This window comes from Variovorax sp. Soil_C_39 (assembly GCF_057656815.1).
This window is the reverse complement of record NZ_JBDGJQ010000006.1, coordinates 111,035-136,377: the sequence shown is the minus strand read 5'-3', so window position 1 is coordinate 136,377 and position 25,343 is coordinate 111,035. Positions and strand designations below refer to the sequence as shown.

At 69.2% G+C, this 25,343-nt stretch carries 25 protein-coding genes; 10 read left to right on the top strand and 15 right to left on the bottom strand.

Features of this window, described 5'->3' with window-relative positions; all coding sequences use genetic code 11:
* The first annotated feature begins 13 nt into the window (after positions 1-13).
* Both AC3A6J_RS17385 and atpE read left to right on the top strand, forming a co-directional pair.
* Positions 14-1,648 carry an AMP-binding protein gene (locus AC3A6J_RS17385; RefSeq protein WP_487861220.1) on the top strand — a complete coding sequence of 545 codons (1,635 nt, stop codon included), beginning with the start codon at positions 14-16 and terminating at the stop codon, positions 1,646-1,648.
* Positions 1,649-1,761: 113 nt separating this feature from the next.
* Positions 1,762-2,004, top strand: coding sequence for a F0F1 ATP synthase subunit C (gene atpE / locus AC3A6J_RS17380; RefSeq protein WP_487861219.1), 243 nt, complete (start codon positions 1,762-1,764; stop codon positions 2,002-2,004).
* 28 nt (positions 2,005-2,032) lie between these two features.
* Here atpE and AC3A6J_RS17375 read toward each other — a convergent pair whose 3' ends face one another.
* The 8 genes from AC3A6J_RS17375 to gtdA all read right to left on the bottom strand — a co-directional run bounded on the left by AC3A6J_RS17375 (position 2,033) and on the right by gtdA (position 10,282).
* Positions 2,033-2,749: an SDR family oxidoreductase gene (locus AC3A6J_RS17375; RefSeq protein WP_487861218.1), complete on the bottom strand. Its 717-nt coding sequence runs from the start codon at positions 2,747-2,749 to the stop codon at positions 2,033-2,035.
* Between the two features lie 37 nt (positions 2,750-2,786).
* Entirely contained in the window at positions 2,787-3,671 is an 885-nt protein-coding gene (locus tag AC3A6J_RS17370) for an acyl-CoA thioesterase (RefSeq protein WP_487861217.1), read from the bottom strand.
* A gap of 94 nt (positions 3,672-3,765) precedes the next feature.
* Positions 3,766-5,121, bottom strand: a complete 1,356-nt coding sequence (locus tag AC3A6J_RS17365) for an FAD-dependent oxidoreductase (protein WP_487861216.1) — start codon at positions 5,119-5,121, stop codon at positions 3,766-3,768.
* The gene (locus AC3A6J_RS17360) at positions 5,118-6,095 is read right to left on the bottom strand and encodes a Bug family tripartite tricarboxylate transporter substrate binding protein (protein WP_487861215.1); all 978 of its coding nucleotides are present in this window, start codon (positions 6,093-6,095) and stop codon (positions 5,118-5,120) included. Before AC3A6J_RS17360 ends, AC3A6J_RS17365 begins: the two co-directional genes overlap by 4 nt.
* A gap of 69 nt (positions 6,096-6,164) precedes the next feature.
* Complete coding sequence (locus AC3A6J_RS17355) at positions 6,165-7,148, bottom strand: Bug family tripartite tricarboxylate transporter substrate binding protein (RefSeq protein ID WP_487861214.1); 984 nt, start codon at positions 7,146-7,148, stop codon at positions 6,165-6,167.
* A 43-nt stretch (positions 7,149-7,191) separates the two neighbouring features.
* Positions 7,192-8,418 (bottom strand): 3-hydroxybenzoate 6-monooxygenase, encoded by a 1,227-nt coding sequence (locus AC3A6J_RS17350; RefSeq protein WP_487861213.1) that lies wholly within the window; start codon positions 8,416-8,418, stop codon positions 7,192-7,194.
* A 6-nt stretch (positions 8,419-8,424) separates the two neighbouring features.
* Entirely contained in the window at positions 8,425-9,129 is a 705-nt protein-coding gene (locus AC3A6J_RS17345; RefSeq protein ID WP_487861212.1) for a fumarylacetoacetate hydrolase family protein, read from the bottom strand.
* A gap of 67 nt (positions 9,130-9,196) precedes the next feature.
* A complete protein-coding gene (gtdA, locus tag AC3A6J_RS17340) occupies positions 9,197-10,282 on the bottom strand; it encodes a gentisate 1,2-dioxygenase (RefSeq protein WP_487861211.1) in 1,086 nt (361 codons plus the stop codon).
* Between the two features lie 147 nt (positions 10,283-10,429).
* On the opposite strand from gtdA, the gene AC3A6J_RS17335 reads away from it, so the two are divergent.
* The 6 genes from AC3A6J_RS17335 to AC3A6J_RS17310 all read left to right on the top strand — a co-directional run bounded on the left by AC3A6J_RS17335 (position 10,430) and on the right by AC3A6J_RS17310 (position 14,465).
* The gene (locus AC3A6J_RS17335; RefSeq protein ID WP_487861210.1) at positions 10,430-11,326 is read left to right on the top strand and encodes a LysR family transcriptional regulator; all 897 of its coding nucleotides are present in this window, start codon (positions 10,430-10,432) and stop codon (positions 11,324-11,326) included.
* A 91-nt stretch (positions 11,327-11,417) separates the two neighbouring features.
* Positions 11,418-11,861, top strand: coding sequence for an acyl-CoA thioesterase (locus AC3A6J_RS17330; protein WP_487861209.1), 444 nt, complete (start codon positions 11,418-11,420; stop codon positions 11,859-11,861).
* Positions 11,862-11,933: 72 nt separating this feature from the next.
* Positions 11,934-12,440: a phasin family protein gene (locus AC3A6J_RS17325; protein WP_487861208.1), complete on the top strand. Its 507-nt coding sequence runs from the start codon at positions 11,934-11,936 to the stop codon at positions 12,438-12,440.
* A gap of 125 nt (positions 12,441-12,565) precedes the next feature.
* Positions 12,566-13,282, top strand: coding sequence for a TetR/AcrR family transcriptional regulator (locus AC3A6J_RS17320; RefSeq protein ID WP_487861207.1), 717 nt, complete (start codon positions 12,566-12,568; stop codon positions 13,280-13,282).
* Positions 13,283-13,296: 14 nt separating this feature from the next.
* Positions 13,297-14,130 carry a hypothetical protein gene (locus tag AC3A6J_RS17315; RefSeq protein ID WP_487861206.1) on the top strand — a complete coding sequence of 278 codons (834 nt, stop codon included), beginning with the start codon at positions 13,297-13,299 and terminating at the stop codon, positions 14,128-14,130.
* 74 nt (positions 14,131-14,204) lie between these two features.
* Entirely contained in the window at positions 14,205-14,465 is a 261-nt protein-coding gene (locus AC3A6J_RS17310) for an acyl-CoA-binding protein (RefSeq protein WP_487861205.1), read from the top strand.
* Between the two features lie 94 nt (positions 14,466-14,559).
* Here the strand turns inward: AC3A6J_RS17310 and AC3A6J_RS17305 are convergent, their stop codons facing one another.
* The 4 genes from AC3A6J_RS17305 to AC3A6J_RS17290 form a co-directional block, all read right to left on the bottom strand.
* Entirely contained in the window at positions 14,560-15,807 is a 1,248-nt protein-coding gene (locus AC3A6J_RS17305) for a CaiB/BaiF CoA transferase family protein (RefSeq protein ID WP_487861204.1), read from the bottom strand.
* A gap of 24 nt (positions 15,808-15,831) precedes the next feature.
* Positions 15,832-16,143 carry a polyhydroxyalkanoic acid system family protein gene (locus AC3A6J_RS17300; RefSeq protein WP_487861203.1) on the bottom strand — a complete coding sequence of 104 codons (312 nt, stop codon included), beginning with the start codon at positions 16,141-16,143 and terminating at the stop codon, positions 15,832-15,834.
* Positions 16,136-17,200: an aminopeptidase gene (locus tag AC3A6J_RS17295; RefSeq protein ID WP_487861384.1), complete on the bottom strand. Its 1,065-nt coding sequence runs from the start codon at positions 17,198-17,200 to the stop codon at positions 16,136-16,138. The genes AC3A6J_RS17300 and AC3A6J_RS17295 overlap by 8 nt, the downstream gene beginning before the upstream one ends.
* Before the next feature lie 62 nt (positions 17,201-17,262).
* Entirely contained in the window at positions 17,263-19,323 is a 2,061-nt protein-coding gene (locus AC3A6J_RS17290) for a molybdopterin-containing oxidoreductase family protein (protein ID WP_487861202.1), read from the bottom strand.
* Positions 19,324-19,383: 60 nt separating this feature from the next.
* Between AC3A6J_RS17290 and AC3A6J_RS17285 the strand changes: the two genes are divergently transcribed.
* Positions 19,384-20,508 (top strand): ABC transporter substrate-binding protein, encoded by a 1,125-nt coding sequence (locus AC3A6J_RS17285; RefSeq protein WP_487861201.1) that lies wholly within the window; start codon positions 19,384-19,386, stop codon positions 20,506-20,508.
* Positions 20,509-20,517: 9 nt separating this feature from the next.
* Here AC3A6J_RS17285 and AC3A6J_RS17280 read toward each other — a convergent pair whose 3' ends face one another.
* The 3 genes from AC3A6J_RS17280 to AC3A6J_RS17270 are packed head-to-tail and all read right to left on the bottom strand — an operon-like array spanning position 20,518 to position 24,063.
* A complete protein-coding gene (locus AC3A6J_RS17280; RefSeq protein WP_487861200.1) occupies positions 20,518-21,612 on the bottom strand; it encodes a M14 family metallopeptidase in 1,095 nt (364 codons plus the stop codon).
* The gene (locus AC3A6J_RS17275) at positions 21,609-22,817 is read right to left on the bottom strand and encodes a M20 aminoacylase family protein (RefSeq protein ID WP_487861199.1); all 1,209 of its coding nucleotides are present in this window, start codon (positions 22,815-22,817) and stop codon (positions 21,609-21,611) included. Before AC3A6J_RS17275 ends, AC3A6J_RS17280 begins: the two co-directional genes overlap by 4 nt.
* A 55-nt stretch (positions 22,818-22,872) precedes the next feature.
* Positions 22,873-24,063, bottom strand: a complete 1,191-nt coding sequence (locus AC3A6J_RS17270) for a glycerophosphodiester phosphodiesterase (RefSeq protein WP_487861198.1) — start codon at positions 24,061-24,063, stop codon at positions 22,873-22,875.
* 109 nt (positions 24,064-24,172) lie between these two features.
* Here AC3A6J_RS17270 and argE point away from each other — a divergent pair, with 109 nt between their 5' ends.
* Complete coding sequence (gene argE, locus AC3A6J_RS17265; protein WP_487861197.1) at positions 24,173-25,339, top strand: acetylornithine deacetylase; 1,167 nt, start codon at positions 24,173-24,175, stop codon at positions 25,337-25,339.
* The last annotated feature ends 4 nt before the right edge of the window (positions 25,340-25,343 follow it).

Below are 25,343 nucleotides of genomic sequence, written 5' to 3'. Positions count from 1 at the left end.
AAGGAGACATCCCATGCAACAACGCCCCTGGCTCGCGACCTACCGAGAGTTCGGCATCCCGGCCGAGATCGCTCCCGAGACCCACGCCAGCGTCACCGCGATGATGGAGTCGGCCATGACCCGCCACGCCGCGCGGCCGGCGTTCCGCTCGCTGGGCCAGACGCTCACCTACGGCGAACTCGACCGGCTGTCGCGCAACTTCGCGGCCTGGCTGCAGGCGCAGGGCGTGAAGCCAGGCGACCGCGTGGCGGTGATGACGCCCAACATCCTGGCCTTTCCGGTGATGCTGCTCGGCATCCTGCGCGCGGGCGCAGTGCAGGTGAACGTCAATCCGCTCTACACGCCGCGCGAACTCGCGCACCAGCTCGCCGATGCCGATGCGCAGACGCTCGTCATCTTCAATGGCGCCACGCCCACATTCGCCGAGGTCGCGAGCGCCACGCCGGTGCGCCGCGTGGTCACCGCGGGCCTGGGCCTTGCCGCCGACAGCCCGCTGCCGAGCCCGCCGGTCGATGCGCGCCTGACCGATGCAGCGAGCCTCGCCGAAGTGCTCGCCGCTGGCGAGACGCTGCCGTTCACGCCCGTGAAGGCCGCGTCCGACGACCTGATCTTTCTGCAGTACACGGGCGGCACCACCGGCGTGTCGAAGGGCGCGGCGCTCTCGCACGGCAACCTGCTCGCCAACTGCGCGCAGTTCGCGCTCTTCATGCCGGCCGCGCGCGCCGAAGGCGAAGAGGTTGTCGTCACCGCGATCCCGCTCTATCACATCTTCGCGCTGATGGTGAACTTCATCAGCTACTTCAGCATCGGTGCCGAGAACTGGCTGGTGGCCAATCCGCGCGACATGGACGGCTTCGTCGCCACGCTGCGCGCTGCGCGGCCCACGGTGATCACCGGGGTCAATACGCTCTACGCCGGGCTGACGCTTCATCCGCAACTGCCCGAGGTCGACTGGTCGCGCCTGAAGCTCGCGGCCGGCGGCGGCGCGGCCATCGTGCCCACCGTGTCGGCGCGCTGGCAGGCGATCACGGGGCAGTTCATCCGCGAGGGCTACGGGCTGTCGGAGACCTCGCCGATCGTCACGTTCAACCCGGCCGCGGTGAACGAGTTCACGGCCACCACCGGCCTGCCGCTGCCGTCGACCGACGTCAAATTGCTCGACGACGCGAGCCGCGAGGTGGCCGGGGGCGAGGCCGGCGAGGTCTGCGTCAAGGGCCCGCAGGTGATGCGCGGCTACTGGGAGAAGCCCGAGGCGAACACCGAGGCCTTCACCGCCGACGGCTACTTCCGCACCGGCGACGTGGGCGTGTTCGACGCGCGTGGTTTCCTCAAGATCGTGGACCGCAAGAAGGACATGATCCTGGTCTCGGGCTTCAACGTGTACCCCAACGAGATCGAGGCCGTGGCCAGCGCCTGCCCGGGCGTGGCCGAATGCGCCTGTGTCGGCGTGCCCGACGAAAAGATGGGCGAGACGGTCAAGCTCTTCGTGGTGCGCACGCCGGGCGCCAGCGTGACCGAGGACCAGGTGGTCGCCTTCTGCCGCACGCAGCTCACCGGCTACAAGCTGCCACGCCAGGTGCAGATCGTGGAGGCACTGCCCAAGTCGACGGTCGGCAAGATCCTGCGGCGCGAACTGCGCGGCAGCTGACCGCGCCGGTCAACCGGTTTTCTTCATGCGAGGCATGACCTCGCAGGTCATCGATTCGGTGCGCCGATTGCGCGACAGTCGGTCCATCGATCAACCACCCAGGAGAAAACACCATGACCACCGGCTTCAACATCCTCCCGCTCGCCGTCGCGCTGCTGATCGGCATTGCCGCGCTCGGCTCATGCATCGGCATTGCCCTCGTCGGCCAGAAGTTTCTCGAAGGCACGGCGCGCCAGCCCGAGATGGTCGACTTGATGCAGACCAAGTTCTTCCTCGTTGCAGGCGTGACCGACGGCGCCTTCATCATTGCGACCGGCATCGGCCTGTGGTTCGCGACCGCCAGCCCCTTCGGCTGAGCCGGGCGTGGCGGCGCCCCGATCGGGCTCAGACCGAGCGCGTGATGCCGCCGTCGACGCGCAGGTTCTGCCCCGTGATGTAGCCCGCGCCCTCGGAGGCGAGAAAGCCGATGGTCGCGGCGATCTCGTCGCTGCGGCCGTAGCGCCCCATCGGGATGCGCGCACGGAACGCCTCCTTCTCGGGCAGGCTGTCGATGAAGCCCGGCAGGACGTTGTTCATGCGCACGTTGTGCTGCGCGTACTGGTCGGCGAAGAGCTTGGTGAAGGCCGCGAGCCCGGCGCGGAACACACCGGAGGTCGGGAACACCGGATCGGGCTCGAAGGCCGCGAAGGTCGAGATGTTGATGATCGCGCCGCCGCCCTGGCGCACCATGTGCGGCGCCACGAGCCGGCTCGGGCGCACCGCGCTCAGCAGGTACACGTCCATGCCGCGGTGCCAGTCCTCGTCGCTGATGTCGAGGATCGCGGCGCGCGGGCCGTGGCCTGCGCTGTTGACCAGCACGTCGATGCGGCCCCATTCGGCCACGACGCGGTCGACGAGCTTTGTCAGGTCGTCGTTCGACTGGTTGGAGCCGGTCACGCCGATGCCGCCGAGCTCGGTGGCGAGCGCCTCGCCCTTGCCCGAAGACGACAGGATGGCAACGCGGAAACCGTCCGCTGCGAGCTTGCGCGCCGCGGCGGCGCCCATGCCGCTGCCGCCGGCCGTGACGATGGCGACCTTCTGCTGTGGCTGTTCGGAATTCATAGGGTGTCCTTCTCGGGGGGACGGCCGGTGTCGGGCTTCAGCGCCGCACGCGCACCATGCCTTCCTGGACGGCCGAAGCCACCAGCCGGCCGTCGCGCGTGTAGAGCGTGCCGCGGCAAAGGCCGCGCGCGCCGCCCGCGCTCGGCGAGTCGATCACGTACAGCAGCCAGTCGTCCATGCGGAAATCGCGGTGGAACCACATCGCGTGGTCGAGGCTCGCGGGGCGCACCTTGCCGCTCATGAAGCTCAGCCCGTGCGGCAGCATCGCGGCGCGCAGCAGGCCATGGTCGGACGCATAGGCCAGCAGCGCACGGTGCACCGTCGGATCATCGGGCAGCGGCGCGATGGCGCGCATCCAGATCGCGCTCTGCGCGGCGACCGGGCGCCGCTGCGGCGTGATCAGGTCTTCGGGGTCGACGCGCCGGTACTCGATGCCGTGCGGCTGCGTGCCCTTGTCGCGCCAGCGCTCGGGCAGGCGGTCGCCGAGCGCGATGCGCAGGTCGAGTTCGCTGACGAGCCCCTCGGGGCCTGGGAAAGACGGCATCTCGAACTGATGCTCGACGCCCTCGTCCACGGTCTGGAACGAGGCCGACATCTCGAAGATGATGCGCTCCTGCTGGCGTGCCACCACATGCCGCGTGGTGAAGCTACGGCCATCGCGGACGCGGTCGACGCTGTACTCGATCGGCGCGTGCTCGCCCGGCAGCAGGAAATACGCATGCATCGAATGCACGGGCCGGTCGGCGGCCACCGTGAGGCTCGCGGCCATGAGCGACTGCCCGAGCACCTGGCCGCCGAAGACGGCCGGCGTGCCGAGGTCTTCGCTCTGCGCAAGAAAGCGGTCGTCGCCGAGCGGCTCGAGCTGCATTAGCGCGACGAGTTCGTCGATGAGGCGGGCGGCGGTTGCGGTATCGGTCGTCATGGGCGTGCAGGGAACATGGGAGCCGCTGACGATAGCAAACATGCGGCGGGCGGGGTGTCGCGCGTGAACGCGACAGCGCCCACCATCGGCTTCATCAGCGGTCCAGGTCGGCGCCGTCCGCCACGAGCTTCTGCTGCAGCGCCGGCACGTCGACCGCGGCGAACCGCCCGCTGCCGAGCGACGCCGCGGCCGTGCCCGCGGCCTGGCCCATGACGAAGCAGCCGCCGCTTGCGCGCGCGGCCGACTGGCCCTCGTGCGTCATCGCGGCGCAGCGGCCGGCGACGAGCAGGTTGTCGACGGTGCGCGGCACCAGCATGCGCCACGGCAGCTGGTTGTAGGTGCGGTTTTCGTCGCGCGGGAAGGCCCATTCGATGCGGCCATCGGCATGCATCTCCATCGGCCAGGCGTTGACGCCGATGCTGTCATCGAAGCGCGCCGACGAGAGGATGTCCTCGCCTGTGAGCGCATAGAGGCCCTCGATGCGGCGGGTCTCGCGAATGCCCACCTGCGGCGCGATCTCGACGATGGCCGATTGCGCGAAGCCCGGCACCTCGGCCTTCATGAAGCGGAAGTACTCGGCGATCTGGCGCCGGCCCTCGAGTTCGCCTTCGGTGAGCTCGCGTGCGTCGACACCGTTCATCGCGCGGCCCGCGGCATTGCGGATCTGCGTGACGTTGGCACGCCATTCGCGCGGATCGATGTTGGGCCGCAGGATCGCGCCTTCGCGCGGAAAGCGGTAGGCGCCGGGCTTCTGCTGCTGCACGCGCGCCATCAGGTCGTTGATGGCCTTGAACTCGCCCACGGCGTCGAGCGCCGGCTTCGCATCGACCTGGCCGACGCGGAACATGGTGGTCGGGAACAGCCCGCTGCCATGGCCGTCGCCGACCTCGAACGGCACGCCCGCGAAGGCCGCCACGTCCGCATCGCCGCTCGCATCGATGAATGCATTGGCACGGATCGCCTGCCGGCCCGACTTGGTCTCGACCACGAGCGCCGCGATGCGGTCGCCGTCGCGCACCACCGCCGCGGCCCAGGCATGGAACAGCAGGTTCACGCCGGCATCGACCAGCAACTGGTCGGCGGCGATCTTGTAGGCCGAGGTGTCGTAGGAGCGCACGCGGATGCGGCCCTGCATGCCGTCCTGCGGCTTGTTGAGGCCGCCGAGTGCATCGATGCGCGCGAGCAGTTCGTCGGCGACGCCGCGCACCAGCAGCGTCATCTCGCCATCGCGCTTGCCGTACAGCCCCGCAAAGTTGGTTACGCCACCCGCGGTGCCCATGCCGCCGAGGAAGCCGTAGCGCTCCACCAGCAGCGTGTTCGCACCGTGGCGCGCCGCGCTGACGGCGGCGGCAATGCCGGCGGGGCCGCCGCCGACCACCACCACGTCGTATTCCCCGAACACCGGCAGCGCGCGCGCCGGCTCGTTCACGGTCATGGTCGAAGCGCTCATTGCAGCTTGATGCCGCGCGTGGAGATGATCCTGGTCATGATCGCGGCCTCTTCCTTCACGCGCAGGCGCATGCCGTCGGGCGAAGTGCCCACGGCCTGCCAGCCCTGCTCGAAGAGCCTGCGGCGCACGTCGGGGTCCTTCATGACGACGGCGAGTTCGCGGCTGATGCGCGACTGCGCCGCCTGCGAAAGATTGGCCGGGCCGAGCAGGGCCACCCACACTTCGAGATTGAAGTCCTTCACCCCGGCATCGGCCAGCGGTGCGAGCTCGGGCACCAGCGCGCTGCGTCCGCCCGTGAGGCCGATGGCCTTGAGCTTGCCGGCGCGAACCTGCGGCATGGCCACGCCCGGGGGAATCAGGCCCATCTGGACCTGGCCGCCGAGCATCGCGGTGACGACCTGCGGGTTGCCCTGGTAAGGGACGTGCTCGGGGTTGAAGCCCGCGACGCGGCTCTTGAGCAGTTCCATGCCGAGGTGCCCGACCGAGCCTACGCCCACCGAGCCGTAGTTCCACTTGTCGCCGCCCTTGCGCGCCGCGTCGAAGAAGGCCGTGCCCGAAGGCAGGTCGTTCGGCGCCACCAGCACCAGCGGCGCGGTCGCGATCAGCGAAAGGTAGGTGAAGTCCTTGACGGGGTCGTAAGGCAGCTTCGGGTAGAGCATCTTCGACGAGGTGAGATTGCCGTTGATGACGATGCCGATCGTGTGGTCGTCGCTGGCCTTGGCCACCTGGTCGGCCGAGATGTTGCCCGAGGCGCCGGGCTTGTTGTCGACCACCACTGGCTGGCCGAGCGCTTTAGAGAGCGGCTCGGCGATGGTGCGTGCGGCGATGTCGGGCGTGGAGCCGCCCGGGAAGCCCACGAGCAGGCGGATGGGACGGGTCGGCCAGGCGGCGTCTTGGGCGCTGGCAGCGAGGGGCAGCGCTGCGGCGGCGGCCAGGCCGCAGGCGATCAGGAGGGCTCTCTTGGTGGCTTGCATGGTGAAGGTCGAAGTGTGAAAAAACGTAATGATGACAGCCGAGCGTGTTCGTTCTACGAACAGCTGCGGCTATTCGAGGCTGATGTTGCCGCGGCGCACCAGATCGCCATAGATCTTCGACTTGGCCTCGGCGTTGCGCTGGATCTCTTCGGGCGACCAGGCCAGCGGCTCGAAAGCAAAGGTGTCGAAGCGCGCGCGAATCTCGGGATCGGCGATGACCTTGGCGACGTCGGCGTTGATTTTCGCCTTCACTGCCGCGGGCACGCCCTTGGGCGCGAGCAGCGAGACGAAGGAGTTCACCTCCAGCGACGCCGGGCCACCCGCTTCGGCCATGGTCGGCACGTCGGGCAGCTGCGGAATGCGCTTTGGCGCCGCCACCGCGATGTAGCGCAGCTTGCCGGCCTTGTAGATGCCCTGGCTCGACGGAATGCTCGCGAAGGCCCATGGCACGTCGCCGGTGCCCACGTTCGAATAGAGCTGCGAGACCTCGCGGTACGGTGCATGGCGCATGCGGATGCCCGTGAGCGCCTCGAGCTGCTGCGCGCCGAGATGGCCGGGGCTGCCGACGCCCCACGAGCCGTAGACGATGGCCTCGGGCTCGGCCTTGGCCGAGGCGATCAGGTCGCCCATGGTCTTCCATTTCGAGTCGGTGCCCACGGCCACGAAGAACGGCGTGCGGAACAGCGAGGCCACCGGATCGAAATGCTGCAGCGTGACGAAGTTGCGCGACTTGTACAGGTGCGGCAGCGCGGCGACGTGCTCGCTGTCGAGCTGCAGCAGCGTGTAGCCGTCGGGCGCGGCGCGCCGCGCCTGGTCGATGGCGATGAAGCCGCCGCCGCCGGGCTTGTTGTCGACCACCACGCGCTGGTTCCACAGCCGCGAGAGCTTGTCGGACACGAGCCGCAGTACCGCGTCGGGGCCGCTGCCGGCGGCGAACGGCGTGACCAGCGTCACCGGCTTGCGCGGGAAGTCGGCCTCGGCCTGCGCCAGGGCGGCGGTGGCGGCGCCGAGGCCGAGCACGGTGGCCAGCAATGTGCGCGAAAAGTTGTTCATGGTGTCTTGTCTCCTGGGCCTTGGGCCTCGAATGGTGATGTTGTCAGTGCGACGACGCCGCGGCAGCCGCATCGTCCAGGCAGCGCTCCGGCCGCCAGGCATAGAGCCACTCGACCGCATCGTAGAAGCGTTCGGGCGTGCGGCCGGCCCAGAGGCTGTTGCGCACCAGCCGCTCCACGCCCTTGGCATGGTAGAGCCGGCCCATCTCGCGCACCGACAGCACCACGCGCGCGGTGCGCGCGATGCGCGCCGATTCGTAGAGCCTGAAGGCGGCGGGCATGTCGAAACCGCAGGCCTTCACGGCCTCGCCGAGCGTCACCGCATCTTCGAGCGCCATGCAGGCGCCCTGTGCGAGGTACTGCATCATCGGATGCGCGGCGTCGCCGAGCAGCGTGGCGGGGCCGTCGCTCCAGCGCTCGACCGGATCGCGGTCGGCCGTGCTCCAGCGGCGCCACGAGGTCGGCCGGTCGAGCAGTTGGCGCGGGCGCGCATGCACGCCCTCGAAGTACGAGAGCACCTCGTCCTTGCTGCCGTCGGTCACGCCCCACTCCTCCTGCTCGCGGCTGTGGAAGGTGACGACCAGGTTGTACTGCTCGCCATGGCGCAGCGGGTAATGCACCAGGTGGCAGTTGGGCCCGGCCCAGACCACGGGCGCGTTCCAGCGCAGGTCGGCCGGCATGTCGGCCACCGGCACCACGGCGCGGTAAACCACATGGCCTGAGACGCGCGGCGCATCGCCCACGATCTGCTCACGCACCACCGACTTGACGCCGTCGCAGCCGACGATCGCGTCGGCCTGGAAGCGCCGGCCGTCGCGCGTGACCGCGGTCACGCCGCGCGCGCCGCTGTCGATGGCTTCGACCTGCGCCGAGGTGTGGAAGCGGATCAGCGGATGGCGTTTCACCGCCTCGTGGATCGCGCCGTGCAGGTCGGCCCGGTGGCTCACCGCGTACGGATTGCCGAAGCGCGCGCGGAACCCCTCGCCCACCGGCACCGAGGCGACTTCGCTGCAGTCGACGGCGTCCATCATCACCAGCCGGTCGGTGAACACCGAGTCGCGCCGCACCGCCTCGCCCACGCCGAGTGCGTCGAGCGCCGCAAACGCATTCGGGCCGAGCTGCAGGCCGGCGCCGATCTCGCCGATGGTGGCGCTCTGCTCGAGCAGGTCGATCGACACGCCGAGCCGCGCGAGCGCCAGCGCCGCGGCCATGCCGCCGATGCCGCCGCCAACCAGCAGCACGGTGGGAGGGTTCTTCTGCGAGCGGGTCATGGCCGGTCAGTCGATGCGCACGGTGAGCGAGGGCAGGCGGTCGATGCCGACCTTGATCGTCTGCCCGGGCTTCACCGCGCCCACGCCTTCGGGCGTGCCTGTGAAGATCAGGTCGCCGGGCTGCAGGGTGAAGAGCGTCGACAGATTGGCGATCACTTCGTTCACCGACCAAATCAGGTGCGTGATGTCGCTCTTCTGGCGCACCTCGCCGTCGACCTCCAGCACGATGGCGCCATCGTTGATCTCGCCCACGTCGGCCAGCGTGCGCAGCGGCGCGATGGGTGCCGAGAAGTCGAAGGCCTTGCCGATCTCCCACGGGCGGCCCTGTTCGCGCATCTTCATCTGCAAGTCGCGGCGCGTCATGTCGAGGCCCACCGCATAGCCGTGGATGTGGCTCGCGGCCTGCTCGACCGGAATGTCGCGGCCGCCCTTGCCGATGGCGACGACGAGCTCGGCCTCATAGTGGTAGTTGCTGGTGAGCGGCGGATAGGGAATGGCGCCCGTCTGGCCTTCGGCCACCGGCACCACCGAGGCGTCGTCATTGGGCTTGCAGAAGAAGAACGGCGGCTCCCGGTCGGGGTCGAAACCCATCTCGCGCGCGTGCGCCGCGTAGTTGCGGCCCACGCAGTAGACGCGGCGCACAGGAAACTGCTGGTCGCTGCCCACGATGGGCAGGCCGACGATCGAAGGGGGCGTGAAGACGAAGGACATGGGGAACTCCTGCCGCTCGGGGCGGCACACGGTCGAACAAGAAAATAACGGAAGCGGTCGCCGCGCTTCAGGCGTCGTCGAGGAAGGCTTCGCGCAGCACGCCCATGGCCTGCTGCACCGGACGGTCCGAGAAGCTGAACAGCACCACGTCTTCGCCCGGCGCCAGCAGGCGCAGCGGCGCCCACGAGGGCACGACGAAGGTGTCGCGCGGCGCGAAGTCGAAGCGCTGGCCCGCGATCTCGGCCGTGCCGCGGCCCTCGACCACGCTGTAGACGGTGCCGTCGGTCGTGCGATGCGATCGGCCCGCAAAGCCCTTGGGCAGCAGCTGCAGCTGGGTGCCGATGGTCGGCATCGGCGCGCCGCCGGTCAGCGGGTTGATGTAGCGCAGCTTGTGGCCGAGCCAGGCGTCGGGCGCTTCCTGCTTCTGCAGCAGGGCCAGCGCCTCGCGGCTGCGGGCGTAGGGATAGTTGAAGATCGGCGAGGTCGGCGACACATGGTCGTGGCGCACCGGCACCATGTTGTGGCCGAAGCGCGCGAGGCTGTTGCCCTCGGGGCGTGCCACATGCTGCACCTTGGCATCGTCGTTCTCGGCGAAGCCGGCATCGAAGAAGCGCAGCATCGGGATGTCGAGGCCGTCGAGCCAGACCACCGGCTCCACCGTGCCGCCGATGCCCTCGTTGCCATGGTCGTGCCAGGCCCACGACGGCGTGATGATGAAGTCGCCCGGGAACATGGTGGTGCGCTCGCCGCCCACGGTGGTGTAGGCGCCCTTGCCGTCGACGATGAAGCGCAGCGCCGACTGCACATGGCGGTGCGACGGTGCGACCTCGCCCGGCATGATGAGCTGCAGGCCGGCGTAGATCGACTGCGTGATCGACGAGTTGCCGGGCAGCGCGGGGTTCTCGAGCACGAGCACGCGGCGCACGGCCTCCTCGGCGGTGATGAGCTCGGCCGATGCCATCAGCAGCGGCCGGATCTCCTCGTAGCGCCAGAGCGCGGGCACGCACGGCGTGGCGGGCTCGCGTGGCACCAGCGCATGCAGCGACTCCCACAGCGGCGTGAGGTTCAGCGGGCGAATGCGCTCGTAGTAGGCACGGCGCTCGGCCGCATTGGCGGGAGCCGGGGCGGCCGGCTTGCTGGCAGTGGGGTTCATTCGTGGTCTCCGGCGGCGTGTGGCCGTGGCTCCTGGGCAAGCGGCGATCTTGCGCCGGCACTACTATTGGCGCAACAGGTCTCGGGCGATAGGCCCGATCGCATTTTTCGATAATGGTGGCTTCACACGACGCACAGGAGTGGCGACATGGCCCAGCTCGATCTCGAATGGCTGCTGGTGTTCGACGAGGTCTACAAGACGGCCAACGTGTCGAGCGCCGCCGAGCGGCTCGGCCTTTCGCAGTCGGCCGCAAGCACCGCGCTGGCGCGGCTGCGCACGCATTTCGGCGACCGGTTGTTCGTGCGCACCTCGCGCGGCATGGAGCCCACGCCCTATGCGCGGCAGATCCAGCCGCTGGTGCTCGACATCCTCGACCGGCTGAACCGCGCCAAGGGCGGGCGCGCCAGCTTCGATCCGGCCACCGCGCAGCGCAGCTTCCGCATTTGCATGACCGACATCAGCGAGGTGGTGCTGCTGCCGGGCCTGCTCGACCACCTGCGGCAGGCCGCGCCCGGGGTGCGCATCGAGACCGAGATCATCTCGACCGAGAGCGCGCGCCGGCTCGAGGACGGCGCGGTCGACCTGGCGGTGGGCTTCATGCCGCAGCTCGACGCGGGCTTCTACCAGCAGACGCTCTTCATGCAGAACTTCGTCTGCCTCGCGGCGCGCAACCATCCGCGCATCGGCGCGCGCCTCACGCAGAAGCGCTTCGAGACCGAGGCGCACGCGGTGGTGGCCTCGTCGGGCACCGGCCATGCCATCGTCGACAAGACCATCGCGCGGCTCGGCCTGCGGCGCCACGTGGTGGTCAGCCTGTCGAGCTTCCTGAGCGTGGCGCGCATCGTGGCACACACCGAGTTGATCGTGATCGTGCCGGCGATCCTCGGCAAGGTGCTCGTCACGCAGGAGCCGGTCAAGTTGCTGGAGCCGCCGTTCGAACTGCCGGCCTACGCGGTCAAGCAGCACTGGCACGAGCGCTTCCATGCCGATGCCGGCAATGCCTGGCTGCGGCGCACGCTGGCCGAGCTGTTCGGCCGCGGCTGAACGCGCCTGCCGGGCCGACCGGCGGTGCATTCCGGCGGCGGGCGCCTCGCATAATTGCGCTCCCCAGATTTAACAGTTGCAAAGGCGGCGCATGTCTTCCATCACCCTCCGGTTCCTGGCCGAGCCCAGCACCGTGAACTTCGGCGGCAAGGTCCATGGCGGCACCGTCATGAAGTGGATCGACGAGGCGGGCTACGCCTGCGCCACCAGCTGGGCCAAGCGCTATTGCGTGACGGCGTTCATCGGCAGCATCCGCTTTCACCATCCGATCATGATCGGCGACCTGGTGGAGGTCGAAGCGCGGCTGGCCTATACCGGCAAGACCAGCATGAACATCTCGGTCGAGGTGCGCAGCGGCGACATGAAGGGCGGCTCGATGGACAAGACCACCGAATGCCTGATCGTCTTCGTCTCGGTCGATTCGCATGGCCGTCCGCTGCCGGTGCAGCCCTACATCCCGCAGACGCCGGGTGAGATGGCGCTGGCCGAGCGCGCGAAAACCCATCTCGAAGCGAGCCGCGCCGCTGGAGGATAGGTGCGCGGCTCTAAAGGTGGAGGCGGCTTGCGGCTAGAGTGGCCCAACCCTTTGCTTTCACAGGAACACCCCATGGCGACCCAGGACGACGACGAACAAGGCGGCAAGAACGCCGACCGCATCAAGGATTCCGCGCAGCAGATCTGGCTCGCAGGGCTCGGCGCCTTCGCCAAGATGCAGCAGGAAGGCAGCAAGGCCTTCGAGGCGCTGGTGAAGGACGGCACCGGCATGCAGAAGAAGACGCAGCAGGCGGCCGAGGAAACGCTTGCGCAGGCCCAGGCGCGCATGACGGGATTTGCCAGCGAGTTCGGCACCAAGGCCGCAGGCCAGTGGGGCAAGCTCGAGAACATCTTCGAAGAACGGGTGGGACGCGCCCTCGAAAAGATCGGCTATCCCTCGCCAGCCGAGCACGCCGCACTGCAGGCCCGCGTGGCAGCGCTCGAGGCCGAGCTGCAGCGCGCCGGCAAGGCCGCCGCACCGGCGCGCGGCGCGAGCCGCAAGACCGCTGGCCGCAGCGCAGCCCCCACGGCCACGGCCGCCAAGAAGACCGTGCGGCGCGGCACCGGCAAGGCCGCGTAGGCGACCGTCTTCTTCTTTTTGCGGCGGTGCACAAAATGCGCGCTGCCGCAAAACATGGCCCTGCCGGTTCATGCTGCAGCGCACATGCGCTAGAGTGTTCCCAAGAGACAAACCTGGGGACCGACATGGCCAAGAAGGCGCCACGCCGAACCGCGCAACGCATCCTCGAAGCCGCACTCGCGCTTTTCAACAGATTCGGCGAGCCGAACGTCTCCACCACGCTCGTGGCGGGCGAACTGAACATCAGCCCGGGCAATCTCTACTACCACTACCCCGCCAAGGAAGAGCTGATCAACCGGCTTTACGAAGGCTATGAAGCCGAGCTCAACGAGCTGCTGCACGCGAGCGAAGGCGTGCACGACGTGGAGGACGCCTGGTTCTTCATGCACAGCTTGTTCGAGCTGATCTGGCGCTACCGCTTCCTCTACCGCGACCTCAACGACCTGCTGAGCAAGAACCGGCATCTCGAGACGCAGTTCCAGCTCGTGCTCAAGAACAAGGCGCGCGCGATCCGCACGCTGGTCGAGGGGCTCGGACGGTCCGGCCACCTCGACATCGATGCCGACGAGATCGACACGCTGGCGCAGAGCATGGTCGTGGTGCTGACCTACTGGCTCAGCTACGAATACGTGCGCAATCCGCGTGAGGCGCTCGAACCGAGCCATGCGCAGGGTGCGCTGATGCGCGGCGCCCAGCACACGCTGCACCTGCTCGCGCCCTACCTCGGACGCGAACAGCGGCGGCATTTGCTGACACTGAGCCACGCCTACGGCGGCGAAGATCACGATGAGAACGCCGCCGCCGCGCGGCCCTCGGCAGCCTCCTCCCGCGTGGCTGCCTAGCGCAAGTGAAAGCCATGCCCGACTTCAAGCCGCTCTCGCTGATGTCCGCCGGTCCGGTTGCTGCTGCGGCGGCGGAACCCTGGACGCCGCTGCCCTACCCCGACGTGCCGCGCTACGACGCCCACAGCCTGCTCGACCACTGGCACCGGCTGCATGCCGGCCATGCGCTACCGCCGCCCGCCGCGGGCGACCCGCTGGCCGAGGGCTGGGCGCTGTACCACAGCGGCCAGTTCGAGCTGGCTGCCGCGCTCGGCCTCGCGCACGGCGCCGACGGGCTGCTGCTCGCCAACCAGGCCACGGCCGTCTACGCCAACTACCTGGAGCCGCGCGAATCGGTGCGGCTCGCGATGTTCCGCCATGTGATCGAGCGCGCGGGCGCGCAGGCCGAGGCCGAACCCGACAACTGCCATGCGCTCTACTGGCAGTCGTATGCGCTGGGCCGCTACAGCCAGGGCATCAGCGTGGCGCGCGCGCTGGCGCAGGGGCTCGGCAGCAAGCTCAAGCATGCGCTCGAGCGCGTGATCGAACTGCAGCCCGCCCATGCCGACGCGCACGTGGCGCTCGCCGCCTTCCATGCCGAAGTGATCGACAAGGTCGGTGCGCTGGTGGGCCGCATGACCTACGGCGTGCGTGCCGAGACCGCGGTCGAGCTGTTCGAGCGCGGTCTCCAGCTGAACCCGCATTCTCCGGGCGCGCTCATGGAATACGGCCGCGCGCTGCTCATGCTGCACGGCGACGGCCGCATGGGCGAGGCCACGCGGCTGTACGAGAAGGCCGCGGCATTGACGCCGGCCGATGCCAAGGAACGCCTCGACGTGGAGCTGGCCCGCGCCGGGCTGTCCGAGTGAACCACGGCGCGGTACCAAGGCGTACCGCGCCGTAAGATGCGCCATCCGACCCAACTTCTTCAGATTGACCGCCAATGTCCGACGACCTCAACGCCCAATTCGAAGCCGCCCAGGCCAATTCCAAGCTCCTGGCCGAGCGCCCCGACAACCCGACGCTGCTCAAGATCTACGGCCTGTTCAAGCAGGCGACCGAAGGCGACAACACCGCCAAGAAGCCCAGCTTCAGCGACATCGTCGCGCGCGCCAAGTGGGACGCCTGGACCGCCAACAAGGGCACCGGCAGCGACGAGGCCAAGCAGAAGTACATCGACCTGATCGAGTCGCTGCGAAGCTAGGCTCTCCCCCAGGCTCCGCGCACTGCGTGTCGCTTCTCCCTCCCCCTCGCCGGGGGCGGCACCGGCGGCCCGGCAAAGCCGGTTCCGCGGTGCCTCACGGACGGCCGCCCACGATGCCGCGCGCATGCAGCGCGGCGATCTGCTCGGCGCTGAGTCCGATCTCCTTCAGCACCGCGTCGGTATCGGCACCGAGCGCCGGTGCGTTGCGCCGGTGGCCGGCCGGCGTGAGCGACAGCTTGGGCACGAAGCCGGGCACCGCGAGCGCGCTGCCGTCGGGCATGCGCACCTGCTGCAGCATGCCGCGCGCCGCATAGTGCGGATCGGCCGCAATGTCGGCGATGGTGTAGATGCGCCCGGCCGGCACCTGCGCCGCCTCGAGCGCGGCGAGCACCTCGTCCACCGTTCGCGCGGCGGCCCAGTCGCCGATCGCGGCATCGAGCATCTCGACCTGCGCGACCCGGCCCGCGTTGCTCGTCAGGGCCGGATCGGCCGCCAGGTCGGGCCGGCCGATGCAGGCCATGAGGCGGCGGAAGATGCTGTCGCCGTTGCCCGCCACGATGGCGTAGCCGCCGTCGCCGCAGCGGTAGGCATTGGTCGGCGCGATGCCCGGCAGCGCGCTGCCGGCCGCCTCGCGCACCGCCCCGAAGGCGCTGTACTCGGGCAGCAGGCTTTCCATGCAGTTGAAGACAGCTTCGTAGAGCGCCACGTCGACCACCTGGCCGCGGCCTTTCGGATGCGCGGCGCTCACGGTGGCATGGCGGTGCTGCAGCGCCATCAGCACGCCGATGACGCCGTGCAGCGACGCCAGGGTGTCGCCGATCGACACGCCCACGCGCACCGGCACGCGGCCCGGCTCGCCCGTGAGGTGGCGCAGCCCGCCCATGGCCTCGGCCACCACGCCGAAGCCGGGCCTGTCGCGGTAGGGGCCGGTCTGGCCGTAGCCGCTGATGCGCAGCATCACGAGCGCGGGGTTGGCGCCCAGCAGCGCGTCGGGGCCGAGCCCCCAGCCTTCCATTGCGCCGGGCCGGAAGTTCTCGACCAGCACATCGGCCTCGGCTGCGAGCTGCCGCACGATCGCCTGGGCCTCGGGCTGACGCAGGTCGAGCGCGAGCGAACGCTTGTTGCGCGACTGCACCTGCCACCAGACCGAGGTGCCGTCCTTCAGCAGCCGCCAGGTGCGCAGCGGGTCGCCCGCGCCGGGAGGCTCGATCTTGATCACGTCGGCGCCGAAGTCGGCCAGCGTGCGCGCCGCGAACGGCCCGGCGATCAACTGGCCGAGCTCGACGACCTTGAGGCCGGCGAGCGGACCCGCAGGGGAAGAAGAGGAATCGGGATGGGTCATGGCACGAGAGTGTGCCCGGCCCGTTCAGGCAAAGTGCGTGGCGCCGGGGCTGCCCAGCAGCGCGTCGAGCTTGCCCGCGATCTTCTGCTCGATCTGCTGGCTGAAGCTGCTGAACAGGAAGCCCAGCGTGGCCTCCAGCCGCAGGCTGTCGGCCGTGACCTCGACCTTGCCGTCGATGCCGGCGCGGCTGAACTCGGCGACGTCGCAGGACTCGCCCTCGGTGTAGCTGCAGGCAAGGCCGTACTCCTGCTCGACCTGCCGGACCCACCGGCGCGCGACCCTGCGGGCGCCCGCGATGCCGAGCGCGTGCTTTCTTTCGATTTCAATGTCAGGCACCGTGCTGATCTCCGTGGTTGTGCTCTTCGTGTCGTGTCTGTTGCACGCCGCTCGCGGCCTGCAGGGCCTGGCGGCGCTCGGCGTCGGTGGGCAGCGCGGCGATGCGGCGCACCTCCTGGTAGAAGGGCGGCCACTGCCGGCCCTGGCGCTCGAACAGCGCCTCGAAGGCCGGCACCAGGTCGTCGTAGGCGCCCTGCGCCGCAAAGGCCGCGTTGTTCGCGCGCGCCACCCAGCCGTCGTAGGCGCCCTGGCGCGGGCCCTGCCAGCCGGCGCGCAACTGCGCATAGCGTGCGCGGAAGTCGTCCATGGCCGCCTTCTTCATCGCGTCGACGGCCACCCAGTCGCCCGCCTTGGCTTCGGCCGAGGCGTACACCGCGTTGAGCGCGCGCCGCGTCGAGAGTGCCAGCGCGCGGAATTGCTGGCGCTGCGCGTCGAAGCGCGCGTACTCGGTACGCGCCGCCTCGCCGGCCTCGCGCGCGAGCCAGGCCGCGCCGCCGATGCGCTCGACGGCCGTGGCATACGACTCGTTGAAGACGGTGTCGCCCGACACGTAGAGCACCTGGTGCGCAAGCTCGTGGAACACGATGCGCGCCAGCTCGCCCTCGGGGTAGCCGATGAAGGTGGACAGCAGCGGATCGCCGCCCGCCCAGTTCATCCAGCCGAGCGTGGAATAGGCCGGCACCGGGTACACGGCGGCCTCGAGGCCCTTCGCGCGCTGCGCCTCGGCTTCGGCGCTTGCCGCGGCCTCGTCGTAGTAGCCGCGATAACCCACGCAGCCCGCCACCGGGAAGCACCAGGTCTCGAGCGTGAGCGAGTACGGCGGCGCGGCCACCACGTTCCACACCGCGGCCCGGCGTTGCAGGTCGGCGTACGAGGTGTAGCTCGGGTTGTCGGGCAGCGCCAGCTCGGTCACCGCGAAGCGGCGGATGCGCTGCGCGAGTGCGAGCTTGGCCTTGAGCGCCTCGGAAGCGGCCGGGTCCGCGAGCCATTCGGGCACCGGCCTGGCGGCCCGCATGATGCCGAGGTGGCCGCTCGCCGACTGCCAGTAGTAGCCCATGTCGGCGCAGCCCCCGAGCAGCAGCGTGCCGGCGAGCGCGACGGCGGCGGCAGCGACCGGCCTCACGCGCGCTCCACCTCCACGAGGCAGTCGTAGAAGGTCGGGCCACGGCCGATGTCGGTCAGGCGCTGGCTCGTGAGCTGGTTGACGTTGGTGCCATCCAGGCCGAACTTGCGCCACCAGATGCCCATGCCGTGCACCACCCCGGGCCGCGCCCGGCGCGAGACCTCGGCGCGGCAGCGGTGCTCGCCGCGCTGGTTGAACACGCGCACGATGGCGCCGTCCTCGATGCCGCGCGCGGCTGCGTCGGCCGCATGGATCTCGAGCAGCGGCTCGCCCTCGATCGCGCGCAGGCTCCGGACGTTGACGAAGGTCGAGTTGAGGAAGTTGCGTGCGGGCGGCGAAATCATCGCGAGCGGAAACGCGGCCGAACTGCCCGCCGGCTCATGGTTGGGCACATGGTCGGGCAGCCCGTCGAGCCCCTGCGCTTCGAGTCGCGCACTGAAGAACTCGCAGCGGCCCGACGGCGTCGGGAAGCGGCCTTCGGCAAAAGGCGCCTCGGGCAGCGCGAGGCTCGCGAAGCCCTTCGCGCGCAATGCGTCCTGGTCGATCGCGCCGGGCGCAAAGGCCATGCGGCACAGCGCCTCGTCGTCGTCCGAGAAACAGGGCTCGTCGAAGCCCATGCGGCGCGCGAGTTCGCGGAACACCCAGGCGTTGCTGCGCGCCTCGCCGCGCGGCGCCACTGCGGGGCGATTCAGCAGCACGTCGGTGTGGCCGTAGCTGCAGTGGATGTCCCAGTGTTCGAGCTGCGTGGTGGCGGGCAGCAGGTAGTCGGCGTAGTCGGCTGTGTCGGTGCGGAACTGCTCGAGCACCACGGTGAACAGGTCTTCGCGCGCGAAGCCCGCCACCACCTTGCCCGAATCGGGCGCCACCGCGACCGGGTTGCTGTTGTAGACCACGATGGCCTTGATGGGCTTCTCGCGGTCGGAGAGCGCATCGCCGATGGTGCTCATGTTGATGGTGCGCGGCCGGCGGCCCGCAAGCAGGTCGGGCCGCTGCAGCGCAGCCCGGTCGGCCGGAAAGTGGCCCGAGCTGCTCAGCAGCAGCCCGCCCGCACGGTCGCGCCAGGCGCCCACGAGCGCGGGCAGGCACGCGATGGCGCGCGCCGCGTTGCCGCCGCCGTGCACGCGCTGCATGCCGTAGTTGAGGCGGATCGCGGCTGGCCTGGTGGTGCCGTATTCGCGCGCCAGCGCGACGATCTGCGCTTCGGGCACGCCGCACACGGCCGCCGCGCGCGATGGCGGCCATTGCAGCGCGCGCTCGCGCAGTTGTTCCCAGCCGAGCGTGTGGTGCGCGATGTAGTCGTGGTCGAGCCAGTCGTGCACGATGAGTTCGTGCATCAGGGCCAGGGCCAGCGCGGCGTCGGTACCGGGCAGCAGCGCGATGTGCTCGTCGCACTTGTCGGCGGTCTCGGTGCGGCGCGGATCGATGCACACCAGGCGTGCCCCGGCGCGCTTGGCGGCCTGGGCATGGCGCCAGAAATGCAGGTTGCTGGCAATGGAATTGCTGCCCCAGATCAGGATCAGCCTGGCCTCGGCAAAGAACTCGACCCGCATGCCGACCTTGGCGCCGAGCGTGTAGACCATTGCCTCGCCCCCCGCCATGGAGCAGATCGTGCGGTCGAGCAGCGAGGCACCGAGCTTGTGGAAAAAGCGCCGGTCCATCGATTCGCCCTGCACCAATCCCATCGTGCCTGCGTAACTGTAAGGCACAATTGTTTCTGGATCTGTCTGAAATGTGCGGAGTTGCGCGGCGATGGCGTCGAGTGCGCTGTCCCAGCTGACCGGTTCGAACTGGCCGCTGCCCTTGGGGCCGGTCCGTTTCATCGGCTGGACCAGACGCTCGGGATGGTCGTTGCGCTCGATGTAGCGCGACACCTTGGTGCAGAGAACGCCCGCCGTGTGCGAATGGGCCGGATTGCCCTGCAGCTTCACGGCCACGCCGTCCTGCACGGTGGTGACCAGGGCGCAGGTGTCCGGACAGTCGTGCGGACAGGCACCAAGCACCGTGGACGTGGTGGGGAGAACAGCAGCAGTGGGACCAGAGACCGGGGCATCGACCATCCGGCGAGTCTAAAGTTTTCCAGCTTGTGGCGCGGGGGCGCGCAGAAGAGGTTTTTCACCATGATGAATCGCAGACATTTTTCCGTGGCAGCCGGTGCGGCGGCGCTGGGCGTCACCCACTGGGCGCGGGCCCAGGGCGAAGGGCCGCTGGTGCTGGGCCAGTCGGCCGCCTTCACGGGGCCGGCCGCGCAGCTCGGCATCCAGTTCCACCAGGGCGCCAAGCTCTTCCTCGACCAGTACAACGCGCAGCCGGGACGGCGCAGCGTGGTGATCAAGAACCTCGACGACGGCTACGAGCCCGACCGCTGCGCGGCCAACACGCAGAAGCTGATCGAGGAAGACGTGTTCGCGCTCTTCGGCTACATCGGCACGCCCACGAGCATGGCGGCGCTGCCGCTGGCGGTGAAGGAGAAGGTGCCGTTCATCGCGCCGTTCACCGGCGCGATGTCGCTGCGCGAGCCCTTCCACCGCAACGTGTTCCACCTGCGCGCCTCATACAACGACGAGACCGCGCTGATCGTGAAGCAGCTCACGCACCTGGGCCTGAAGAAGATCGCGGTCTTCTACCAGAACGATGCCTACGGCAAGGCCGGGCTCGACGGCGTGACGCTGGCGCTGTCGCAGCAGCAGCTCCAGCCGGTGGCGCTCGCGACGGTGGAGCGCAACTCGGTGGACGTGGCGCAGGCGGTCAAGAGCATCACGGCCGCGCGCCCCGACGCGGTGGTGCAGGTGGGTGCGTACAAGGCCTGCGCCGCCTTCATCCGCGAAGCACGCAAGGCGGGCTACGGCGGCACCTTCTTCAATGTGTCGTTCGTGGGCACGCAGGCGCTGGCCGACGAACTCGGCAAGCAGGGCGCGGGCGTCATGGTGACGCAGGTTGTGCCGTCGCCCTACAACCCGGCGAACGCGATCACGCGCGAATTCAGCGAGGCGGTGAAGAAGGCCGGCGCAGGCGCGAGCGCCAACTTCTCGAGCCTGGAAGGCTATCTCGCGGCCAAGGTGCTGGTCGAAGGCCTGCGCCGCGCACCGGGCAAGCCCACGCGCGAGGGCCTGATTGCCGGGCTCGAAAGCATCGATCGCCAGCCATTCGGCGGTTTCGAGGTCTCGTTCTCGCCGCGCAACCACGTGGGCTCGAAGTTCGTCGAGCTTTCGATGATCACGGGCGACGGGCGCATCAGGACCTGAGGCCGCGCATCAGGGCGCCAGGCCGTCGACGGCCTGGAACATCGCCTGCCGTGCCTGGCTGATGACCTGCCCGCGCCAGGCGTCGGCGTCGGTATAGAAGGCCTCGCGCATGCGCGCGCGGATGCCGTCGGCCAGGTCGGCCGGCGCCGCCGGGTGCTTGTGCAGCCAGTGGTCGGCGCGCAGCGCACCTGTCACTTCGAGCATCGGCAGCGTGCCGTACTCGAGCGCGATGCCGGTGTACTCGGCCCGCGGGCATTCCTGGTACGCGGCATCCCACATCAGCCCGCGCAGCAGCGCCGAGCTGGAAGAACCGTCGTAGATCGAGGTGACCGGCGCCGCGGGCGTGCCCCACCAGGCGTTGGCGCGCGCATAGGCGGCCGGGTCGTCGCGGCAGGCAAAGATGCGCTCGCCGATGCCGTTCGGCCCGAGCCCCGTGTGCAGGTCGATCCATGCGAGCCGGCGTGCCCCGCCGGCATGCCGTTGCAGCACCGCACGCAGGGTCCGGTTGCTCCAGGTCGGCTCGGTGCCGCCGAAAAACAGGCCGTCGTCGAACTGGTACTGGCCGCTCGTGACCGCGGCCTGGTACGCCGTGGCGCCATGCGCCTCGATCCACTGGCCGATCGCGGCCTGGTTCTCGGGCGTCGGCGGCCAGGTGTCGGGGACGAGCAGCGGATGCAGGCTGGCGTAGGCCTCGTTGACGGGCAGCGGCTGCGAGAAGTCGACGAAATTGCGGTTGAGGTCGACGTTTTCGTGCGTTACGCGGCGGCCGTGCGAAAAGCCGTGCGGGTTGAGCGCATGGATGTAGAGCACCGCCACGCCCTGCGCGCGCGCCTTCTCGCGCCATTCGGTATCGTGCAGCGCAAACACCTGCACGCCGCTGCCGCAATGGCCCTCGACGCCGTGGCAGGCACTGGTCACGATGAGCAGGCGCTCGGCGCCGGGTTCGCCGTCGAGCGCCACGTCCATCGACAGCGCCTCGCCGTCGCGGCCCTTCTCGGGGTGTGCATGCGGCTCGACCACGAGGCCCGCGCTCACGCAGGCCTGCAGGAACTTCTGGCGCGCCTGGGCGTAGCGCGGCGAGAACGCCTCGCCGATGCCGATCAAGACGCCGCTCCCCCGGGCTTGGGCGCCAGGAACTGCTCGGCGATCTGCACCCAGCAGGTGGCGCCGAGCGGGATCAGGTCGTCGTTGAAGTCGTAGCTCGCGTTGTGCAGCGTGCACGGGCCCTCGCCGTGGTGCACGTCGCGGTGCGAACCGTCGCCGTTGCCGATGAAGGCATAAGCGCCGGGCTTGGCCTGCAGCATGAAGGCGAAGTCCTCCGAGGTCATCGCGGGCTCCTGCCGGAGCACGTTCTCGGCGCCGACGATGCCGCCCATCACGCGGCGCGCGAAATCGGCCTCGGCCTCGGTGTTGACCGTGGGCGGGTAGTAGCGCTCGAAGCGGAATTCGCAGGTGGCGTCGTGCGCGGCGCAGATGTGGTCGCAGACCTGCTTCATGCGCGCCTCGATCATGTCGAGCACTTCGAGCGAGAAGGTGCGCACCGTGCCCGAGAGCTCGCAGTTGTCGGGGATCACGTTGTTGGCCTCGCCGGCATGGATCGTGGTGACCGAGATCACGGCCGAGTCGGTCGGCTTCATCTTGCGCGTGAGGATGGTCTGGAAGGCCTGCACGATCTCGCAGGCGATCGGCACCGGGTCGATACCGGTCTGCGGCAGCGCCGCATGGCCGCCCTTGCCGATCACGTTGACGAAGAACTTGTTGCCCGAGGCCATGACCGGACCAGGGCTCACGGCGAACTGGCCCGCCTTCATGCCGGGCCAGTTGTGCATGCCGAACACCGCGTCCATCGGGAACCGGTCGAACAGCCCCTCCTTGATCATTTCGCGCGCGCCGCCGCCGCCCTCTTCCGCGGGCTGGAAGATCAGGTAGACGGTGCCGTCGAAGTTGCGGTGCTTCGCAAGGTGCTGCGCCGCGGCCAGCAGCATGGCCGTGTGGCCGTCGTGGCCGCAGGCGTGCATCTTGCCCTGGTGCTTGCTGGCATGCGCGAAGGTGTTGAGTTCGGTGACGGGCAGCGCGTCCATGTCGGCGCGCAGGCCCACGGCACGGTTGCTGGTGCCGTTCTTGACGATGCCCACCACGCCGGTGGTGCCCAGGCCGCGGTGGATGGGAATGCCCCATTCGGTGAGCTTGCCTGCCACCACGTCGGCGGTGCGGACTTCTTCGAAGCAGAGTTCGGGATGGGCATGGAGGTCGCGCCGGACGGCGGCGATGCCGGCCGCCTGCGTGACGAGCGAATCGATGAGTTTCATGGGCACAGTCTAGGCTTTGCGAGAACCTCCGCAAAGACCGTGCCCAGGCAAACCCTTAGCGGCCCATGCGCTTCAGGTAGTCCGCACGCGCCGCGAGCGCGGTGTCCGGAAAGTCGGTGAAGACACCGTCCACGCCGAGCCGGTAGTAGGCTGCGTATTCCTTGGCGCCGTCCTTGTCGTAGTCGGCCGCGAGCCGGCGCGACTCGTTGCGGAAGGTGAAGGGGTGCACGAACAGGCCCGCCTTGTGCGCATCGGCCACGAGCGACGTGGGCGAGACCGAGGTCGCGTCGGCGTCGTCGACCTTGCCATCGCGGTTCAGGTCCACCGGCTTGCCGTCGGGCCCGATGACACCTTTCAAGCTGACGATGTAGCGCTTCCACGGACCGATGCCGTCGGCATAGGTCTTGATCTCCGCCAGCCCGGCGGGCGTGACCATCACGTCGAAGTTGCGCCTGTCGCCGGCCTTGGTCCATTCGTAGGGGCGATCGAAGGGCACGGCGTAGGTCATGGCGCCGGTGGCCATGTCGATGCCGTCGCCGTCGATGAGCTGCACCAGCTTGGCGTTGAGTCCCCTGGCCCGCAGGATCTTCAGGCTGCCGGGCTCGAAGGACTGCACGAACACCGGCGCGGCCTTGCTGTTCCAGCCCGCGGCCGTGAGCGCGGCGACCACCTTGTCCTCCATCGCGAGCCCGAGGTCGCGGAAGTAGGTCGGGTTCTTGGTCTCGGGGTAGATCGCTATGGTGCGGCCGGTTTCCTTCGATTTGGCCTTGGCCAGGTCGATGATCTCCTGGAAGGTCGCGACCTTGAACTTGCCGTTGTACTGCTGCGGCCGCTCGGGATCGGTCGCGATGGCGCCGAGCATCTTGACCTCGGCCAGCGTGAAGTCGTTGCAGAACCAGCCGGTCTGGGTCTCGCCGTCGACCTTGATGGTCTTCTTGCGCGCAGCGAAGCGCGGATGCTTCGCCACGTCGGTGCTGGTCGCGAGGTTCGGGTCGTGGCGCGCGATCAGCACGCCGTCCTTCGTGGAGACCAGGTCCATCTCGATCACGTCGGCGCCCTGTTCGATGGCGCGCACATAGGCTTCGAGCGTCTGCTCCGGCAGGTAGCCCGAGGCGCCGCGGTGGGCGATCACCAGCGGCGGCTGGCCATCGAGTGTTGCAAGGCGGCCCGGGGGCGCCGTTGCGGCGCAGCCGGCGAGGCCCAGCACGGCCGCTGCGGCCCAGACGATCGGCAGGGAAATGCGCATGGTGTGTCCTCCATCGAGACCGTGAAAATCGAAGATGAGGCTACCCCGTCGTCATGAAAGCGCCGATACCCGGCAGCGCCCGGTGCCGACTTCCGGGAGAATGTGTTGCATGCAGCACACGCTTTCTCCCCAGAGCCTCCAGATGGCGCAAACCTTGGTTCGCATGAACACCATCAGCGCGAACAGCAACCTCCAGCTGATCGACCTTGCGCAGGCCCACCTCGCGGCACTCGGCGTCAAGAGCCGCATCACCTACAACGCCGAGCGCACCAAGGCCAACCTGTTCGCCACGCTGGGCGAAGGCAAGCCGGCGGGCGTGATCGTCTCGGGCCACACCGACACGGTGCCCTGGGACGGCCAGGCCTGGAGCGTCGACCCGCTTTCGGCCACGGTGCAGAACGAGCGCCTCTACGGCCGCGGCTCGGCCGACATGAAGAGCTTCATCGCCATCGCGCTGTCGAACGCGAAGCGCTTCCTCGAGAGCGATTCGCCGTTCGCGATGCACTTCGCCTTCACCTACGAGGAGGAGATCGGCTGCTTCGGCGTGAAGGAGCTCATCGCCGACATGCGCGATGCCGGCATCAAGCCGCTCGCCTGCATCGTCGGCGAGCCGACCAGCATGGTGCCGGCCATCGCGCACAAGGGCGTGTACCGCTACCGCTGCTGCGTGCGCGGCAAGGAGGCGCATTCCTCGCTCACGCCGAAGTCGGTCAACGCGATCGAGATGGCCGCGCGCGTGGTCGGCAAGGTGCGCGACATGGCCGAGGGCTTCGAGCGCAGCGAACCACGCTACGAAGGCTTCGACGTGCCTTTCAGCACCGCGAGCGTGGGCCAGTTCCATGGCGGCATCGCCGACAACGTGGTGCCGCGCGATGCCGAGTTCCGCTACGAATTCCGCGACCTGCCGACCGCCGACGCCAAGCGCATGCAGGAGGAAGTGATGGCTTATGCGGGCACGCTCGAGCCGGCGATGAAGAAGGTGGCGCCCGATGCCGGCTTCAGCTTCGACACCATCTGCGAGATCCCGAGCTTCCTGGGCAGCGCGAACGATCCGGTCACCCTGCTCGCCCAGCGCCTGGCGGGCGAGGACCGCACCACGCTGGTGGCCTTCGGCACCGAGGCGGGCCTGTTCAAGAACGCCGGCATTCCCACAGTGGTGTGCGGCCCCGGCAGCATCGAGCAGGCGCACCAGCCCGACGAGTTCGTGAGCCTCGAGCAGCTCGCGCGCTGCGAGCTGTTCATGGAGCGACTCGCCGCCACGCCGGCCATCGGCTGAAGGA

Coding starts and splice junctions, on each gene's coding strand:
- AC3A6J_RS17305 (WP_487861204.1), bottom strand. CDS start 15,807: ATGACCCATCCCGATTCCTCTTCTTCCCCTGCGGGTCCGCTCGCCGGC.
- AC3A6J_RS17355 (WP_487861214.1), bottom strand. CDS start 7,148: ATGAACAACTTTTCGCGCACATTGCTGGCCACCGTGCTCGGCCTCGGC.
- AC3A6J_RS17295 (WP_487861384.1), bottom strand. CDS start 17,200: ATGGGCTACTACTGGCAGTCGGCGAGCGGCCACCTCGGCATCATGCGG.
- AC3A6J_RS17275 (WP_487861199.1), bottom strand. CDS start 22,817: ATGAAACTCATCGATTCGCTCGTCACGCAGGCGGCCGGCATCGCCGCC.
- AC3A6J_RS17375 (WP_487861218.1), bottom strand. CDS start 2,749: ATGAATTCCGAACAGCCACAGCAGAAGGTCGCCATCGTCACGGCCGGC.
- AC3A6J_RS17335 (WP_487861210.1), top strand. CDS start 10,430: ATGGCCCAGCTCGATCTCGAATGGCTGCTGGTGTTCGACGAGGTCTAC.
- AC3A6J_RS17330 (WP_487861209.1), top strand. CDS start 11,418: ATGTCTTCCATCACCCTCCGGTTCCTGGCCGAGCCCAGCACCGTGAAC.
- AC3A6J_RS17285 (WP_487861201.1), top strand. CDS start 19,384: ATGATGAATCGCAGACATTTTTCCGTGGCAGCCGGTGCGGCGGCGCTG.
- gtdA (WP_487861211.1), bottom strand. CDS start 10,282: ATGAACCCCACTGCCAGCAAGCCGGCCGCCCCGGCTCCCGCCAATGCG.
- AC3A6J_RS17360 (WP_487861215.1), bottom strand. CDS start 6,095: ATGCAAGCCACCAAGAGAGCCCTCCTGATCGCCTGCGGCCTGGCCGCC.
- AC3A6J_RS17315 (WP_487861206.1), top strand. CDS start 13,297: ATGCCCGACTTCAAGCCGCTCTCGCTGATGTCCGCCGGTCCGGTTGCT.
- argE (WP_487861197.1), top strand. CDS start 24,173: ATGCAGCACACGCTTTCTCCCCAGAGCCTCCAGATGGCGCAAACCTTG.
- AC3A6J_RS17290 (WP_487861202.1), bottom strand. CDS start 19,323: ATGGTCGATGCCCCGGTCTCTGGTCCCACTGCTGCTGTTCTCCCCACC.
- AC3A6J_RS17325 (WP_487861208.1), top strand. CDS start 11,934: ATGGCGACCCAGGACGACGACGAACAAGGCGGCAAGAACGCCGACCGC.
- atpE (WP_487861219.1), top strand. CDS start 1,762: ATGACCACCGGCTTCAACATCCTCCCGCTCGCCGTCGCGCTGCTGATC.
- AC3A6J_RS17385 (WP_487861220.1), top strand. CDS start 14: ATGCAACAACGCCCCTGGCTCGCGACCTACCGAGAGTTCGGCATCCCG.
- AC3A6J_RS17270 (WP_487861198.1), bottom strand. CDS start 24,063: ATGCGCATTTCCCTGCCGATCGTCTGGGCCGCAGCGGCCGTGCTGGGC.
- AC3A6J_RS17345 (WP_487861212.1), bottom strand. CDS start 9,129: ATGTCCTTCGTCTTCACGCCCCCTTCGATCGTCGGCCTGCCCATCGTG.
- AC3A6J_RS17310 (WP_487861205.1), top strand. CDS start 14,205: ATGTCCGACGACCTCAACGCCCAATTCGAAGCCGCCCAGGCCAATTCC.
- AC3A6J_RS17370 (WP_487861217.1), bottom strand. CDS start 3,671: ATGACGACCGATACCGCAACCGCCGCCCGCCTCATCGACGAACTCGTC.
- AC3A6J_RS17320 (WP_487861207.1), top strand. CDS start 12,566: ATGGCCAAGAAGGCGCCACGCCGAACCGCGCAACGCATCCTCGAAGCC.
- AC3A6J_RS17350 (WP_487861213.1), bottom strand. CDS start 8,418: ATGACCCGCTCGCAGAAGAACCCTCCCACCGTGCTGCTGGTTGGCGGC.
- AC3A6J_RS17365 (WP_487861216.1), bottom strand. CDS start 5,121: ATGAGCGCTTCGACCATGACCGTGAACGAGCCGGCGCGCGCGCTGCCG.